The following is a 13,389-nucleotide window of genomic DNA, read 5'->3' on the forward strand; positions in this document are numbered from 1 at the left end:
GTAGTAGCACTTGGTGCTTTATTGGCAACTACAGGTGCATATGCAGTAAGTGTTGCAGCATGTACCGGATGTCATGGACAATACTTTGAGAAGGCAGCCTTGGGGAAATCGAAGATAGTCAAAGATATGTCTTATAAAGAGATCAAAGATGCAATGATGGGTTATAAAAATGGTACCTATGGGGATACTATGAAAGGCTTGATGGAAGCACAAGTAAAAAATCTTAGTGATGATGAGATCGAAGCAATGTCATTACTGATGAAAACTGAAGCAGGTGTACCTACACAAAAAGCCACAGAACATGCTGCAGCTGCAGCAGTAGCAGCAGCAGGTGGAACCTATGTCAACCTTAATGAAGGTGCGTCTGATGCAACGCGTATACATGATGAAGACTTCAATAATCAAAAGTCAGTATCTGAAGCATCCATGGGGCTTAGAAAAACAGATCTTTACAGTGAAGATACAACGACTGGAACACAGGCAGACTACAACAGACCAAGTCCTGGATCATCGACAAAATTTGAAAGAGCGTATAAAGATGCACCACCGATGATCCCACATTCTGTTGAAGGATTATTGCCTATTACAAAGATGAACAACCAGTGTCTTGGTTGCCATTTGCCTGAAATCGCACCAAGTGTAGGTTCTACACCGATCCCGGCAACACACTTTACAAACTATAGACCATCTACGACAATGAAAGACGGTGTAGTTATTAAAGAAGGACAGGTTCTCGGAAGAACTATGGCAAATACTTCAGATGTTGTCATCGCAGAAACGACAACAACTGATACCTTGTATCAAGGGCGTTTTAACTGTACGCAGTGTCATGCACCACAGTCAAAAATGAAAACATCTGTGGCTAATACCTTCAGACCTGATTTTGGAGAAGGTGATGAACTGAAAAGTCATTCGGATCTTGCTGATGCTATGAATGAAGGTGTTGATTTTGAAGTATCCGAATCAGCACCTTATATGGAAGGTGAGTAAGAGTGGCAAGTAGGCGTGATTTTCTAAATACATTTAGAAAACCTTTAGAACAAACTAAGGAAAGCTCACCCCTCGTGGTGAGGCCTCCTTATGGTTTAAATGAATCTCTTTTTCAGAGTGAGTGTGTTGCATGTGAAAGTAAGGCATGTGTCGCTTCTTGTGATGAACAGATCATAGTAATCCAGGAAGATGGCACACCTCGACTAGATTTTTCTAAAAGCGGTTGTACCTTTTGTGAAGATTGTGCAAGTGTGTGTGAACCAAATGTATTGAGTCTGGAGAACGGTCATAATTCAGAGCATATTAATGCCACATTTCGTATCTCCACTGAGGGTTGTGTAGCGCATAATGGAGTAATATGTTTTTCCTGTAAAGAACCATGCATCGATGATGCTATACTTTTCAATGGTATGTTTAATCCTGTCATAGATATGGATAGATGTACCGGTTGCGGTTTTTGTCTGGGACGCTGTCCCACACAAGCCATAGATTTTACTGCAAGACCCCTTGCAGTTACAGATAACACAATGGAGCAAATATCTTGACTATAGAAACCCTAAAAAAATCCTATCCAAAGCTTTTTACAAAGCTACCTGAAGATGTGTCAGCATTACGATACTTACTGGTCATAGATGTGAACTATGACGATGATGATTCAGATGAATTTGATGCCATAGATCCTGAAGATTATAATTTTCTACTCTATACTACTGATATGTTACAAGAAGCAGTAGGAGAACCGACTATGATAGAGTTGGTAAAAAGACTTAGTGAGCATAAAGATATAGAAGAGTTTTATCTTTCAGATATAGATCTCTATGGGATACAAACAGATTTGGATGAAGAGGGTATTGCACATATGGTATTTGGGTCTCTTGAGGAGATCGTTGCATGAAAAAGATCTTTATAGTTCTATTTCTCAATTTAGCCTGCCTGCAGGGTGCTTCACTACTTTCACCTGTGTTGGAGATCGGGGTCAATGGAACTACAAAAGATATGGTACTTTACGGGAATTCACTATTGATAGGTACAGACAATGGAGTGTTGCAGGTGTATGACTATGAATCCAGGGTTTTTACTAAAACGATCACACTTCCAGAAGTACAAGACTTTATGGGAGACATGATAGCCCCTCGTGTCTACTCCATCGATCAAATAGAGGGACGTTATCTACTCTTGAGTGACAGTGGGAAAGGCGGTTATGCGAACCTTTGGGTACATGAGAACAATGTCACTACGCAGTTATTCTCATCAGTAGATAAGAAGGCAGCCATTAAAGCAAGGTTTATAAACAAAGATCAGATCTTACTAGGCTATCTTAGTAACGAAGCTGCACTGTTTGACATTAAAAGTAAAGAAGAAGTGTACCGTATACAGTTAAGTGAATCGAAGTTTTCAGATTTTGCTTTAAATGAAGCAAAAACGCAAGCTGTCTATAGTTGTGAAAGCGGTGTGCTTAACATCATAGATACAGCTACAGGTAAAGTGATCAAGGTACTTAAAGGGCTTAATCTAGACAATGTCTATAAGGTGGATTTTAAACAAGGCATTGTTTCTGCTGCTGGACAGGACAGAAGGGCGTCTGTGTATGATGCCCTCACAGGGAAGGGTGAATATATAGAAGCCTCTTTTCTCATCTATGCCACAGGGCTTAGTCCGAGTACGAAAAGAGTCGCTTTTGCTATGGATGAAAAAAATAATATTTCCATTTATATAAGGTCAACTAAGGTAAAAATAGCAGAACTTCAAGGGCAAAAGAGTACACTAAATAATATTATTTTCAAAGATGAAAATACACTTTTCTCTTCCAGTGATGATGAGACGGTCATGATGTGGAGATTGAAATGATAAATAGTACCAGAACTATGAATTGCCAACTGAGGACAACGGTGCAAGAGGAACTTTTATCCTCTCTAAATCAGCACAAAAGGAGTGAGTATGTATACAACATTTGATATGTTTATAGAAACCCAAGTGCCTGAGCATGTAGAAATCATCTCAAGGACTGATCTCAGCGGTGTGATCATTCATGCCAATGAGGCCTTTGCCAAGATCAGCGGATATGAGGTGAATGAGCTCATAGGCAAGCCACACAACATTGTCAGACACCCCGATATGCCCAAGTCAGTTTTTGCAGATATCTGGGAGACACTTGGACGTGGTGAGAGCTGGCAGGGTTATGTGAAGAATAGACGCAAGGACAATGGGTACTATTGGGTTCACGCCAACGTCTCCGGCGTCTATAAAAATGGAGAGCTTGTCGAGTACAAGTCTTTACGGTCTCCGATAGATAGAGAAACAAAGATCAAGATGCAAAACACTTATGATGCATTAAGAAAAAGCGAAGAACAGAGCTCCCGAGTCGTCTTATATGTGACAGATGAGCAGTTAGATCAGATTGCAAAGTTACTCTGATTTTGTTAAAATTAAATAAGAAAAGAAAGGCAGAAAAAATGAATATATCAAGTATAGTAGTTCAGGTAAAACCAGAAAATTATGACACTCTAAAAGAAGAGTTGGAAGCAAGTGGTGTATGTGAATATCACTTTGGTGACAAAGAAAAAGGTAAAATGATCGTTACCGTAGAGGGTTCAGGGGTTGAAGAAGAGATCAAAAAACTTGTGCATATCCAGCAAACCAAAGGTGTACTTGCAGCAGATATGATGCAAACCTACCAGGAAGAACTTGAAGGTGCCATTAAAGAGCTTGAAGAGGCAGATGTTGTACCTGATATGTTAAATATGGACAGTATAGATGTGCGTGATATTATTTATAACGGCGATTTGAAAAAGAAAGATTTTAAAGGCGGTATATAAATGGTAGTCATTGAATCAGTCATCAAAACCAACCCTCTGGGACGGTGGTACATCGAATTAAGTGATACCATGAAAGAAGAGAGCATGGAAATTTGTCTGGACATTTATGAATATGCGCAGAAAGTGGAGATGATGGGTGAAGAGTATGGGGGTGAAATTGAAGTTGCATGGTCAACGGAAGACAATGTCACTCCCGCACAGATCAATGAAGTTCGTCAACAGATCATGGCATACGAAGCAGAAATTGAAGCACAGAAAGATCAAACTGCACAAGAAAGTACAGAGTGGACACCTAACGCGTAACTCTTTCTTCAAAGTCTACTACTATGACGGTTCTTCCCGTCATATAAGATAAAATAAATAGAATTTTCATTACCTTTTGCTATAATCAGACAAATTTACATAATAAGATAAACACTATGTCAGAAATAGCACAAGCTAAGATCTGTTGTGATTTGTAAAAAAAAATTAAATAGGAGTGTTTATGGATTATATATTTCAAACAGGATTTTTAGGAACGAGAGCACCACTTTTTATGGATATTGTATCTGTAATTGTTGCTGCGTTGCCTTTTTTAATTTATGGGGCGATCTCTCTTGCTAAGAAAGGGAATTATAGTGCACATGAAAGTGTACAGAGATTACTTTTTTGGATTTCTGTAATTGTGGTAGGATTTTTTGAGTTTGGTGTGCGTATGGAAGGTGGATATAAAAACCTGATGGAGGGTAGTTCTGTATCACATGATTATCTTTTGTATGTATTGATCTTCCATATCATCATCTCTGTGATCACATTGATTCTATGGGTAAAAACACTTTACTTTGCAAAGCGATCTAAAAAACAATCCACGCTTCCAGGACTTTATTCTCCAACACATAAAAGAGATGGACAATGGACCTTTATAGGTATTATATTCACCATGTTGACAGGTGCCTGGGTCTATGCGTTACTCTTTGTATTCTAAACATGAAGAAGGTTGCAATTTCTGCATGTCTTTTGGGTGAGAAGTGTCGCTATGATGCGACAGACAATAAAAATGAAATACTTTTAGAACAATTAAAAGATGCACAACTCATTCCTTTTTGCCCTGAAGATTTTGCCTTTGGTTCACCTCGTCCTACGATGGACCTAGTGCGAACACAACAAGAAGATAAAGCGCTATCTAATTTGACTGGAGAAGATCTTTCAGGGCCTATAACTGAATATGCCAGACTTTTTTTTGATAGACATAGTAAGTTGGATCTGTTTATTGGTAAAGACAGAAGTCCAAGTTGTGGTGTATGTTCTGCAAGACTTTACGACGAAAAGCAAAATCTATTCTCTTCAAAAGAAGCAGGATTGATGACAAAAGAAGCAAAAAAACGAAATATACGCTGCGTAGATGCAGAAGATTTTAAGGGATCAATATGAGAATAATTTGGACAGTACTGCTAAGTACATTGTTTTTAACAGCAGGTGCATCATATGAAAATGGTACCAAAGAAGCTATTGTTAAAATTTATACCACTGCAAAAATACCGAATTATCAAGAACCTTGGAACAGTTCAATGCGCAGCAGTACAGGTTCGGGTGCCATTATAGAAGGTGGATACATTCTTACAAATGCACATGTTGTAGCTGACCAAGCTTTTTTGGAAGTACAGCGTTATGGTCAACGAAAACGCTACATTGCAAAAGTGTATGCAGTTTCACATCAGGCAGATCTGGCACTTTTGAAGGTAGAAGATAAAGCTTTTTTTAAAGGCGTGAAACCATTGACCTTTGGTACACTTCCTTATGTTGAACAAAAAATTGTGGTTTACGGTTATCCTATGGGAGGGAATACCCTCTCTGCAACGATAGGAGTGGTTTCACGTATAGAGCATCATGCCTATGCACATAGTGGAGAGTCTTTTTTGGCAGTCCAGGTAGATGCTGCAGTCAATCCTGGAAATTCTGGAGGACCTGCACTCTCTAATGGGAAGATAGTCGGTGTGGTGATGCAACTGATCAGCAAATCTCAAAACATTGGTTACCTGGTCCCTGTGAATATGGTCAAACATTTCATAGAAGATATGAAAGATGGAAAGTATGACGGGTTTGCCGATTTGGGATTAGGTACACAAAAACTGGAAAACCCTGCGATAAGACGCTATTATGGGCTTGATGATAATGTCAGTGGAAAACTTATTGTGAAGGTGGTACATAATTCCTCACTTGCAGGATTGCTTCAGGAAGGTGACATATTGACTGCTGTAGATGGACACAATGTAGAAAATGACGGTACTGTAGAGTTCAGAAAACATGAGTTTACACATTATCAGCATTTTGTAGACGCTTATCAAATGGGTGAAAAAGTAAAGCTTGACATCATCCGAGATAAGAAAAAATTGCAAGTTGAGGCAGATTTAAATTGCATAGCTGATGATATGTATTTGGTCAAAACAACACGTTATGATACGATGCCGAGGTATTTTGTTTATGGTGGATATGTCTTTTCACCTTTAACCAGAAATCTTATCGTTTCGACAAATCGTAACCGTTTAAAACTTAGTTATTTGGCTGCAAAATGGCAGGAAAGAGATAAAAGTGAAGTGGTTGTTCTACTGAAAGTATTGGCTTCAGATATGAGTAGGGGAGACAATGATTTTGCAATGTGGCCTATAGATAAAGTCAATGGAGAAGCATTTAAGAACTTTAATGAATTTTACCAAAAGATGACCGCAGTGAAGAGTCAGTATATCGTTTTAGAAGACAATGACGGTGTGAAAGTGATCATCGATAGAGAAGAAGCTCAAACGAAACAGAGTGCGATACTTAAAAAGTATAATATTGAGTTTGACAAGTCGATAGATCTTAGGAAATAGATGTGACGGAAGTAACCCTCACTGATGAGGCCACAGACTATCTACAAGAGGTAATCAATACTTTGACCGATGAAGACTATCATTCCTTAATACGGATGGTAGACGATAGAGGTGGTGAGATATCTCTTAAGGATGTAAAGTCCATGATGGATGTACTTGAGAATCCTGACGAAATGTGAGAAGGATGTAAGTAGCTAACTTATAATGCCTATCGATGAAGTATCAAATATATAACTTTATAACGTTTTTATAGTGGTTATTCATACTTCTTAAACTGTTGTAGCCACTCTTTATCTTCTTCACTTAGTGTGCCTACTCTTTCAAGCAGTTTTTTCTTGGTAGCGATGAGATCGTCTATTTCGAGGTAAGCTAAAAGGGCAGGGTTGATGGTTGGTTCTTTTCTGCCATAAGCGATGAGTTTTTCTATATCTGCCAGTAATTCTTCTTTTGAGTGTTCATTTTCTTTATTCATTCTGTTATACTACCCAAAAAGAAATAATAAAGGATACAGTATGCTAGAAGTAGGGACACAAGTACCGGATTTTTGTTTGCCAAACCAGGATGAAGAAGAGATCTGTTTTAGAGATATTAAAGGAAGATGGATAGTCCTTTATTTTTACCCGAAAGACAACACCCCAGGCTGTACTACTGAAGCATGCGACTTTACAGCAGCAGAGCCGGACTTCAGAGACTTAAGTGCCATTATCTTAGGTGTGAGTCCTGACTCTCCTGAAAAACACAGAAAATTTATAGACAAAAAAGAGCTTGGTATCACACTTTTGGCAGATGAGGAGAAAGAACTTTGTAATCTTTTTGGTATTTGGCAGCTTAAAAAGTTTATGGGTAAAGAGTATATGGGTGTGGTACGTTCTACTTTCATCATAGACCCTGATGGAAAAGTAGCTGCAACATGGACAAAAGTCAGAGTGAAAAATCATGTGGATGATGTGAAGGCGAAACTCGAAGAGTTACAACAAGCACAATAACTTCTTCTGAATACTCTACAAGATAGTGTAAAACTATTTTGTAGAGTGAAACTATATTAAAAACTCTTTTTTCAGAACCGCTTTATCTACAACCTCATGATGTGAAGCTTTAAGAGGAAGAGACTCCCTAAACTCAATAGTTGTTGGCATCATATAAGTCGCTAAATGCTTTTTAAGCTCAAATGTTATCTCATTGAGAGGTATCTTGTCTTTAGCACTATAGACCAAAATGATCTCTTCTTCTATCTGGGCATTAGGTACACCAAAGACAGCACACTGTTTGATCTCTTTGAAGTTACTATAGACGACATCTTCTATCTCTTTTGGGCTTACTCTGTAGCCTGATGTTTTGATCATATCATCTTTTCGGTCTACAAAGTAGATGTAGCCCTCTTCATCTTTGTATACATAATCACCCGTAGCGATGACTATCTCATCAGGGTTTTCTATCGTGATTACTTTTTCTAAAATAGAGATGTTCTTAAATCTTTCTTTTGTCGATTTTTCGCTGTTCCAATATCCTTGATAGATACAACAGCCTCTATGAATAAGCTCGCCTACCTCATAAGCTTGACACTCATTGCCTTCTTCATTGATAATATATACTTCAACTTCAGGAATGGCTTTACCTATGGAGGTTGGTCTTATATGAATTTGTGACGGGTCAAGATAGGTACTTCTTAGTGCTTCGATAAGTCCATGCATGGAGTAAAACTTTGCTGGCTTGAAGTAGTCATCCACTTTTTTAACCATCTCTTTAGTGATGTTCCCCCCTGAAGAGGTAATAACACGTACATGGTCAAGTTGACTTGACATGGGCAGTCTATGAGAATCTTCATCAAACATCTTTGAAATATGTACAGGCATAAGTGCCAGTACGGTTACTTTGTCTTTAAGTAAATGTCCAAAGAAGTTACTTGGTAGTATGAACTTATGAAGTGCCAAAGTTGCCCCTGCATGGAGCGTACAAAAAATTTGATTCAGTCCATAGTCTAAGTTAAATGAAAGCAGTCCGGAGATAATGTCATCTTCATTTAGATCTAAATAGTTAGAAACGATTCTTGTACCATCTAAAAGGTTTTTTTGTGTCATCACAATACCTTTTTGAGAGCCATCACTACCAAAACCATAGGTGATAATAGCAGGTAAATCAGTATCAAGTTCTAGATCAAAGTTAGAATTAAAACATTTATAGATCTCTTTAAGTGAAACCAGTGCATCCTGAAGAGGTTCGAAAGTTATCATTTGACCTTGAAAGTTTATTTTCTCTATCGTGCTGATCTTGGTTTTATCAGTGACAATGCACTCTATTCCAGCGTCATTGATAATATATTCAACTTGCTCAGGCTTTAAAAAACGTGTAATAGGAACAATAATATAGGGCGTAGAGAGCAGAGCAAGTATCGTAATGACCTGTTCTATACTTTTATTGGAGTATATCCCAACTCTTGCACCATCTTCTAGACCCAGTTGGTTAAAATAATTGGCTAACTGATTTACTTTTGTCAATAGCTCTTGGTAAGTGAGTTTATTTTCTTTTTCTATTAGAGCTATTTTGTTGGGGTGTTTTTTATGCGCTATTTCTAATAACGATCTAATACTATTCTGCATTGTTTATCTCCCTTATTCCTAAAGTCCAAATTTCATAGTTTCTATCAGTAATGACATTTGGAGTTTCTGTGAAGTTAAGTATCTTTTTATAAAAGAAGCCAATAATTTTGTCTATATCCTCATCACTTAACACTTTTGAAATTCCACCTGTCAACACGATGCTGTTTAAAATTTCTAATTTAAGTGTTACATACTCATGATGACTTTTGGATACCTGATACAGCACCAGGAAAATAGCCAGTTGCATGAGAACCACAGTTGCTTTGTCGCTGTGTTCATCTAAAATATGTTCATTAACTTTGAGGTAATCTAGAAGCTCATAGACAAATTCATTATTTTTTGCACCAAAAACCAAACTCTCTCTGGATTTAAATACACCAAGCTTTTTAAAGACTAGTCTGTCATAACCACTGCTGGTCATAATGTTTTTGTTGTCTACTAGATCAGTACTGTAGTGGATATCTGTTGTAGCTCCACCCACATCGATAACTAAAAATGGATCAGCCACGCTAAAAAGTGTTCCTAATTTAGGCAAAGCATTATTAACGATATAGGGTGTTGAATAAATTTGATTTGAGGTTATTTCATAAAGCTTTTTAATATCCTCTTTCCCTGTGATATCCGACTGATAAAGGTGCGTTAAATATTCTTTTAGCTCATCCTCTTGCACTTGTAGTTTATCACCTATAATATTCTTTAAAACGATGAGGTCATCCAACTTACTATGTAAGAAATCATGATTTTGTTCATTTCCTACATAGACAATGTTTTGATAGTTCACCTCTTTTAGATAGGTGATCAACTTTTCATCAAACTTGGCTTTGACACCATCTATACCACCTACTACGATAACCACATCTATAATATCAGTAGGTACCACAGCTTCCTCTATGGTCGAATAGAGAATCGTATCAATAATATTGATCCCTGAATTAAAAGCAATGTTAGTGGCATACTTTAATGAAAAAAGAGAAGTAATACCAATAATAAGCGTGCTTAACCCACCATTGGCAGAACTACAGATAGAGATCTCTTCTTTTTTGTAGTTTCTTAGAAGGTCTGCACATTTATTATGCAGGTCATCATAAATAGTGGTGTCAAAATTTCTAAAGTGTTGGTTTATCTCACCGTTGGCACTGGTCTTGAAGTAGGTACTTCCTATGTCTATTTGTAGTTTGTTCACAGCATTATCCCTATATCATGAATAATATGGTCAACCAATGATTGTCCACATAAATCTATTTTTGAACGCTCAAAAGCCAAGCATTTATCGCTAATTGGCACATTTCCTCTCTCATAAAAGCGGATGTTGTAGTTTTTATCTCTTACAGTGATGGCTTCACCGTTGTTTGCTATATGTGGAGAAAACGGAATATCTATGATCCCATTTTTGATAGAGTTGAAAACTTGTCTCCATAATGTATCAGCAGGATCATTGAATACAGCTTCCATAATGTCATCTACCATCTCGGTAAGATTCTCTTCCTCTTCGGCATCTGAGATAAGAGGAAGCCCTCTTAACATATTGAGCGTGTATTGTGTATTTCTAACAGCAGCGGCATTTACTTCTTTTGTTGGGATACCAAATGACTCATCTCTGGTTTTGGTGATCATCTTATCAGCACGTATCATGGCTGCAATAACCGTAGAGGTATTGATAAGTGAATCTGAAAACTCTTTGTTCCTTGGGAACGCTCCCATCCATTGGTGGTAAACCAGATGAATGTCCGCATCACCACATCCGATCTTATCAGCATACTTTTTGGCTAGTTTTTTAATGACGTTTGAGCTTACAATGTCTTGTGACATAGAACCCGTCTGTGAGAAACTGACAGAGAAGGACTTTACCCCCTCTTCAAGTGATAACAGCATCTCTAAAAGCTGAATAACGATCACAATAGCAGGAGGCTGAAGTGTTGCAGAAAGTGGTCCAAAAGACTCACGGTTGATAGGTTCGTTCAGTTCGGAGTACTCTGCACAGACTCTCTCTACATATTTCCAATATAAAAATGCTTTGTCAAGCGGAAAGTTTTTTGAGTAGGGGAGTAGGTAGGTAATAGGGCCTCCCTCTATTTCAAAAATCCCGGAAGCCAATGCCACCTCTATAAGCAGCCTTGCATCAGGTGTTCCATGACGTAAACTGATCGGTGTATCATAATGCGTGACCATTTTTCGTGTGCTGCGGTAACCATGATTTACAAGAGGGTATCCGTTGAGCATATTTTCATCATTTTCTTCAGAGAGAGCCAACATTTTTTTAGCCATCTCATAGTCATTGAGTCTGGTATTACTGTCTATAGTAAGTGGAAGTATATCTACCCCTGCCTTGGTAAATTCACCATAAAGTTCAAAGACTTTATCATAGGTAGGAAACCCACCACGGGGCTGGACTAAAATTTTGTCAGATGTTTTAAATTTATGTGAAATAAATAGGTTTTTACTGGCACCAGTGATAAACTCTTTTATCTCATCAAAATCAAAACTGTCAGTATAAGGTGTTTTGGTAATAATCTCTCGTTCTTGTTGAAACATAATTATATACCTGCCTTCGGATTTTCTTTAAGGGTCTCTTCTATGAGATCAAGCCCCTCATTAAGGTCAATTTGATGAAATACCAAATCAAATCCATAGGCTTTGTACTTGGGAACCAGCTCTTCTTGCGTGGCTTCCCCAACACTAAGATTACCGCCAATGGCAAAGATAACCCCTTCTAGATCAAATCTATTTTTTAAAAAGAGTAGATCTCTTGACCAACCTTCTGCTTCACCATTGAGTGATGAAATTAGCAATACATCTGCATCTGTCTCTATGACTGCATCAATAAATTCTTCTAAATAGGTATTTACACCTAAATTAAAAACTTCAAAACCTCTCTCTTTTAGAGAGATCTCTATGAGCCTATTGGCTACAACATGGATATCGTTCCCTACAACACCTGTGACTACGCGCATAATATTACCTTTGATTAGTAGCATGATTTTACCCAATATTGGATAAACGCTAGGAATAATGTATAATTTTATAAAAAAAGTAGGAAAAATAATGACTTTTTCAACAGCAGATCTATGTGATGCCAACACAGATAATGTAAAAATACTAGAGATGAACTTATCATCATACGGGGCTAAAGAAGGTTTTTGTGGGCAAATCGTCACCATAAAATTGGATGAGGATAACAGAGGCCTGGTTGCCATGCTTAGAGATGAAGAGGGGCAAGGTAAAGTAGCCGTAGTAGATGTAGAACAAAAATTTTGTGCTGTTGTAGGCGATAACCTTATGGGATTTGCTGCAAAAAATGGTTGGGAAGGTATCATTATCAATGGATATGTAAGAGATACAAAGATAACAAAAACTATTGATGCAGGATTATTTGCTCTGGGGACATGCCCTAAAAGAAGTACAAAAATATCTCCCTGTACAAAAAGTACAACATTGCACTTTGGGAATATTGACTTTAAAGAAGGTGAATGGGTCTATGCTGATGAAGATGGTGTGATCGTTTCTTGTGATGCGTTGACACTGGAGTAGCTTAAAAAGATTTAGAGGGATCATGTAGCCGGATCTCTTTCAAAGTGATTTATCCGCCTTTATGAAAATTTAAACATCTTTTCGGTATAATCGCGTTCCTTATTCTCCAAGAGGCTATGAAAATAGCTTGAATAATGGAAATACTCATGTAGTTATTCCTTGACTGGTTGCACATAACGTGTTGATGACTACAGCGGACGATTTGGATGATTATCAATCCAACTCTTAAACCTAGTGATGAAGCTATGCTTTTAACTGAGTTTTTACAGTGTAAAAATTCTATTAACGATATACCAAGGAGAAACTTATGGTAACAATGAAAGACTTACTCGAATGTGGTGTACACTTCGGGCACCAAACAAGAAGATGGAATCCAAAAATGAAGAAATTCATTTTCGGTGCAAGAAAGAACATCTATATTATCGACCTTCAAAAAACACTTAGATATTTCAAATATACTTACAATGTTGTAAGAGATGCAGCAGCTGAAGGACAAACAGTACTTTTCGTAGGTACTAAAAAACAAGCTAGACAAGCAGTTAAAGAGCACGCTGAGAGATGTGGTATGCCTTACGTTGCAACTAGATGGTTAGGTGGAATGTTAACAAACTA

Annotated in this window: 19 protein-coding genes; 14 read left to right on the forward strand and 5 right to left on the reverse strand. The window is 37.7% G+C overall.

What is annotated here, in order from left to right; all coding sequences use genetic code 11:
- From ABYK33_RS08520 to ABYK33_RS08570, 11 genes are all read left to right on the forward strand, one after another.
- On the forward strand, positions 1-990 hold a 990-nt coding region (locus ABYK33_RS08520), incomplete at its 5' end, for a nitrate reductase cytochrome c-type subunit (RefSeq protein ID WP_373032703.1).
- A 2-nt stretch (positions 991-992) separates the two neighbouring features.
- Complete coding sequence (locus ABYK33_RS08525) at positions 993-1,535, forward strand: ferredoxin-type protein NapF (protein WP_373032705.1); 543 nt, start codon at positions 993-995, stop codon at positions 1,533-1,535.
- Positions 1,532-1,885, forward strand: coding sequence for a hypothetical protein (locus ABYK33_RS08530; protein ID WP_373032707.1), 354 nt, complete (start codon positions 1,532-1,534; stop codon positions 1,883-1,885). The genes ABYK33_RS08525 and ABYK33_RS08530 overlap by 4 nt, the downstream gene beginning before the upstream one ends.
- Positions 1,882-2,838, forward strand: coding sequence for a hypothetical protein (locus ABYK33_RS08535; protein WP_373032708.1), 957 nt, complete (start codon positions 1,882-1,884; stop codon positions 2,836-2,838). The genes ABYK33_RS08530 and ABYK33_RS08535 overlap by 4 nt, the downstream gene beginning before the upstream one ends.
- Before the next feature lie 90 nt (positions 2,839-2,928).
- Entirely contained in the window at positions 2,929-3,405 is a 477-nt protein-coding gene (locus ABYK33_RS08540) for a PAS domain-containing protein (protein ID WP_373032709.1), read from the forward strand.
- 38 nt (positions 3,406-3,443) lie between these two features.
- Positions 3,444-3,806, forward strand: a complete 363-nt coding sequence (locus ABYK33_RS08545; protein ID WP_373032710.1) for a chaperone NapD — start codon at positions 3,444-3,446, stop codon at positions 3,804-3,806.
- The gene (locus tag ABYK33_RS08550) at positions 3,807-4,109 is read left to right on the forward strand and encodes a hypothetical protein (protein ID WP_373032711.1); all 303 of its coding nucleotides are present in this window, start codon (positions 3,807-3,809) and stop codon (positions 4,107-4,109) included.
- Positions 4,110-4,290: 181 nt separating this feature from the next.
- Positions 4,291-4,770, forward strand: a complete 480-nt coding sequence (locus tag ABYK33_RS08555) for a DUF420 domain-containing protein (RefSeq protein ID WP_373032712.1) — start codon at positions 4,291-4,293, stop codon at positions 4,768-4,770.
- A gap of 2 nt (positions 4,771-4,772) precedes the next feature.
- Positions 4,773-5,216 carry a DUF523 domain-containing protein gene (locus tag ABYK33_RS08560; RefSeq protein WP_373032713.1) on the forward strand — a complete coding sequence of 148 codons (444 nt, stop codon included), beginning with the start codon at positions 4,773-4,775 and terminating at the stop codon, positions 5,214-5,216.
- Positions 5,213-6,652, forward strand: coding sequence for a S1C family serine protease (locus ABYK33_RS08565; protein WP_373032714.1), 1,440 nt, complete (start codon positions 5,213-5,215; stop codon positions 6,650-6,652). Before ABYK33_RS08560 ends, ABYK33_RS08565 begins: the two co-directional genes overlap by 4 nt.
- A 2-nt stretch (positions 6,653-6,654) precedes the next feature.
- The gene (locus ABYK33_RS08570) at positions 6,655-6,831 is read left to right on the forward strand and encodes a hypothetical protein (RefSeq protein WP_373032716.1); all 177 of its coding nucleotides are present in this window, start codon (positions 6,655-6,657) and stop codon (positions 6,829-6,831) included.
- A 77-nt stretch (positions 6,832-6,908) separates the two neighbouring features.
- Here ABYK33_RS08570 and ABYK33_RS08575 read toward each other — a convergent pair whose 3' ends face one another.
- Positions 6,909-7,124, reverse strand: coding sequence for a hypothetical protein (locus ABYK33_RS08575; protein ID WP_373032717.1), 216 nt, complete (start codon positions 7,122-7,124; stop codon positions 6,909-6,911).
- A 40-nt stretch (positions 7,125-7,164) separates the two neighbouring features.
- Between ABYK33_RS08575 and bcp the strand changes: the two genes are divergently transcribed.
- Positions 7,165-7,638 (forward strand): thioredoxin-dependent thiol peroxidase, encoded by a 474-nt coding sequence (gene bcp / locus ABYK33_RS08580; RefSeq protein ID WP_373032718.1) that lies wholly within the window; start codon positions 7,165-7,167, stop codon positions 7,636-7,638.
- A 51-nt stretch (positions 7,639-7,689) separates the two neighbouring features.
- Here the strand turns inward: bcp and ABYK33_RS08585 are convergent, their stop codons facing one another.
- Genes ABYK33_RS08585 through glmS form a run of 4 tightly spaced genes read right to left on the reverse strand, consistent with a single transcriptional unit; the run spans position 7,690 to position 12,200 of the window.
- Positions 7,690-9,249 (reverse strand): AMP-binding protein, encoded by a 1,560-nt coding sequence (locus ABYK33_RS08585; protein WP_373032719.1) that lies wholly within the window; start codon positions 9,247-9,249, stop codon positions 7,690-7,692.
- A complete protein-coding gene (locus ABYK33_RS08590) occupies positions 9,239-10,432 on the reverse strand; it encodes a glutamate mutase L (RefSeq protein ID WP_373032720.1) in 1,194 nt (397 codons plus the stop codon). Before ABYK33_RS08590 ends, ABYK33_RS08585 begins: the two co-directional genes overlap by 11 nt.
- A complete protein-coding gene (locus tag ABYK33_RS08595; protein WP_373032721.1) occupies positions 10,429-11,781 on the reverse strand; it encodes a methylaspartate mutase in 1,353 nt (450 codons plus the stop codon). Before ABYK33_RS08595 ends, ABYK33_RS08590 begins: the two co-directional genes overlap by 4 nt.
- 2 nt (positions 11,782-11,783) lie before the next feature.
- Positions 11,784-12,200: a methylaspartate mutase subunit S gene (gene glmS / locus ABYK33_RS08600; RefSeq protein WP_373032722.1), complete on the reverse strand. Its 417-nt coding sequence runs from the start codon at positions 12,198-12,200 to the stop codon at positions 11,784-11,786.
- A 91-nt stretch (positions 12,201-12,291) separates the two neighbouring features.
- Here glmS and rraA point away from each other — a divergent pair, with 91 nt between their 5' ends.
- Positions 12,292-12,777, forward strand: coding sequence for a ribonuclease E activity regulator RraA (gene rraA, locus ABYK33_RS08605; RefSeq protein ID WP_373032723.1), 486 nt, complete (start codon positions 12,292-12,294; stop codon positions 12,775-12,777).
- Positions 12,778-13,084: 307 nt separating this feature from the next.
- On the forward strand, positions 13,085-13,389 hold a 305-nt coding region (gene rpsB / locus ABYK33_RS08610), incomplete at its 3' end, for a 30S ribosomal protein S2 (protein WP_373032725.1).

The organism is Sulfurovum sp. (genome assembly GCF_041562805.1).
Lineage (GTDB): Bacteria > Campylobacterota > Campylobacteria > Campylobacterales > Sulfurovaceae > Sulfurovum.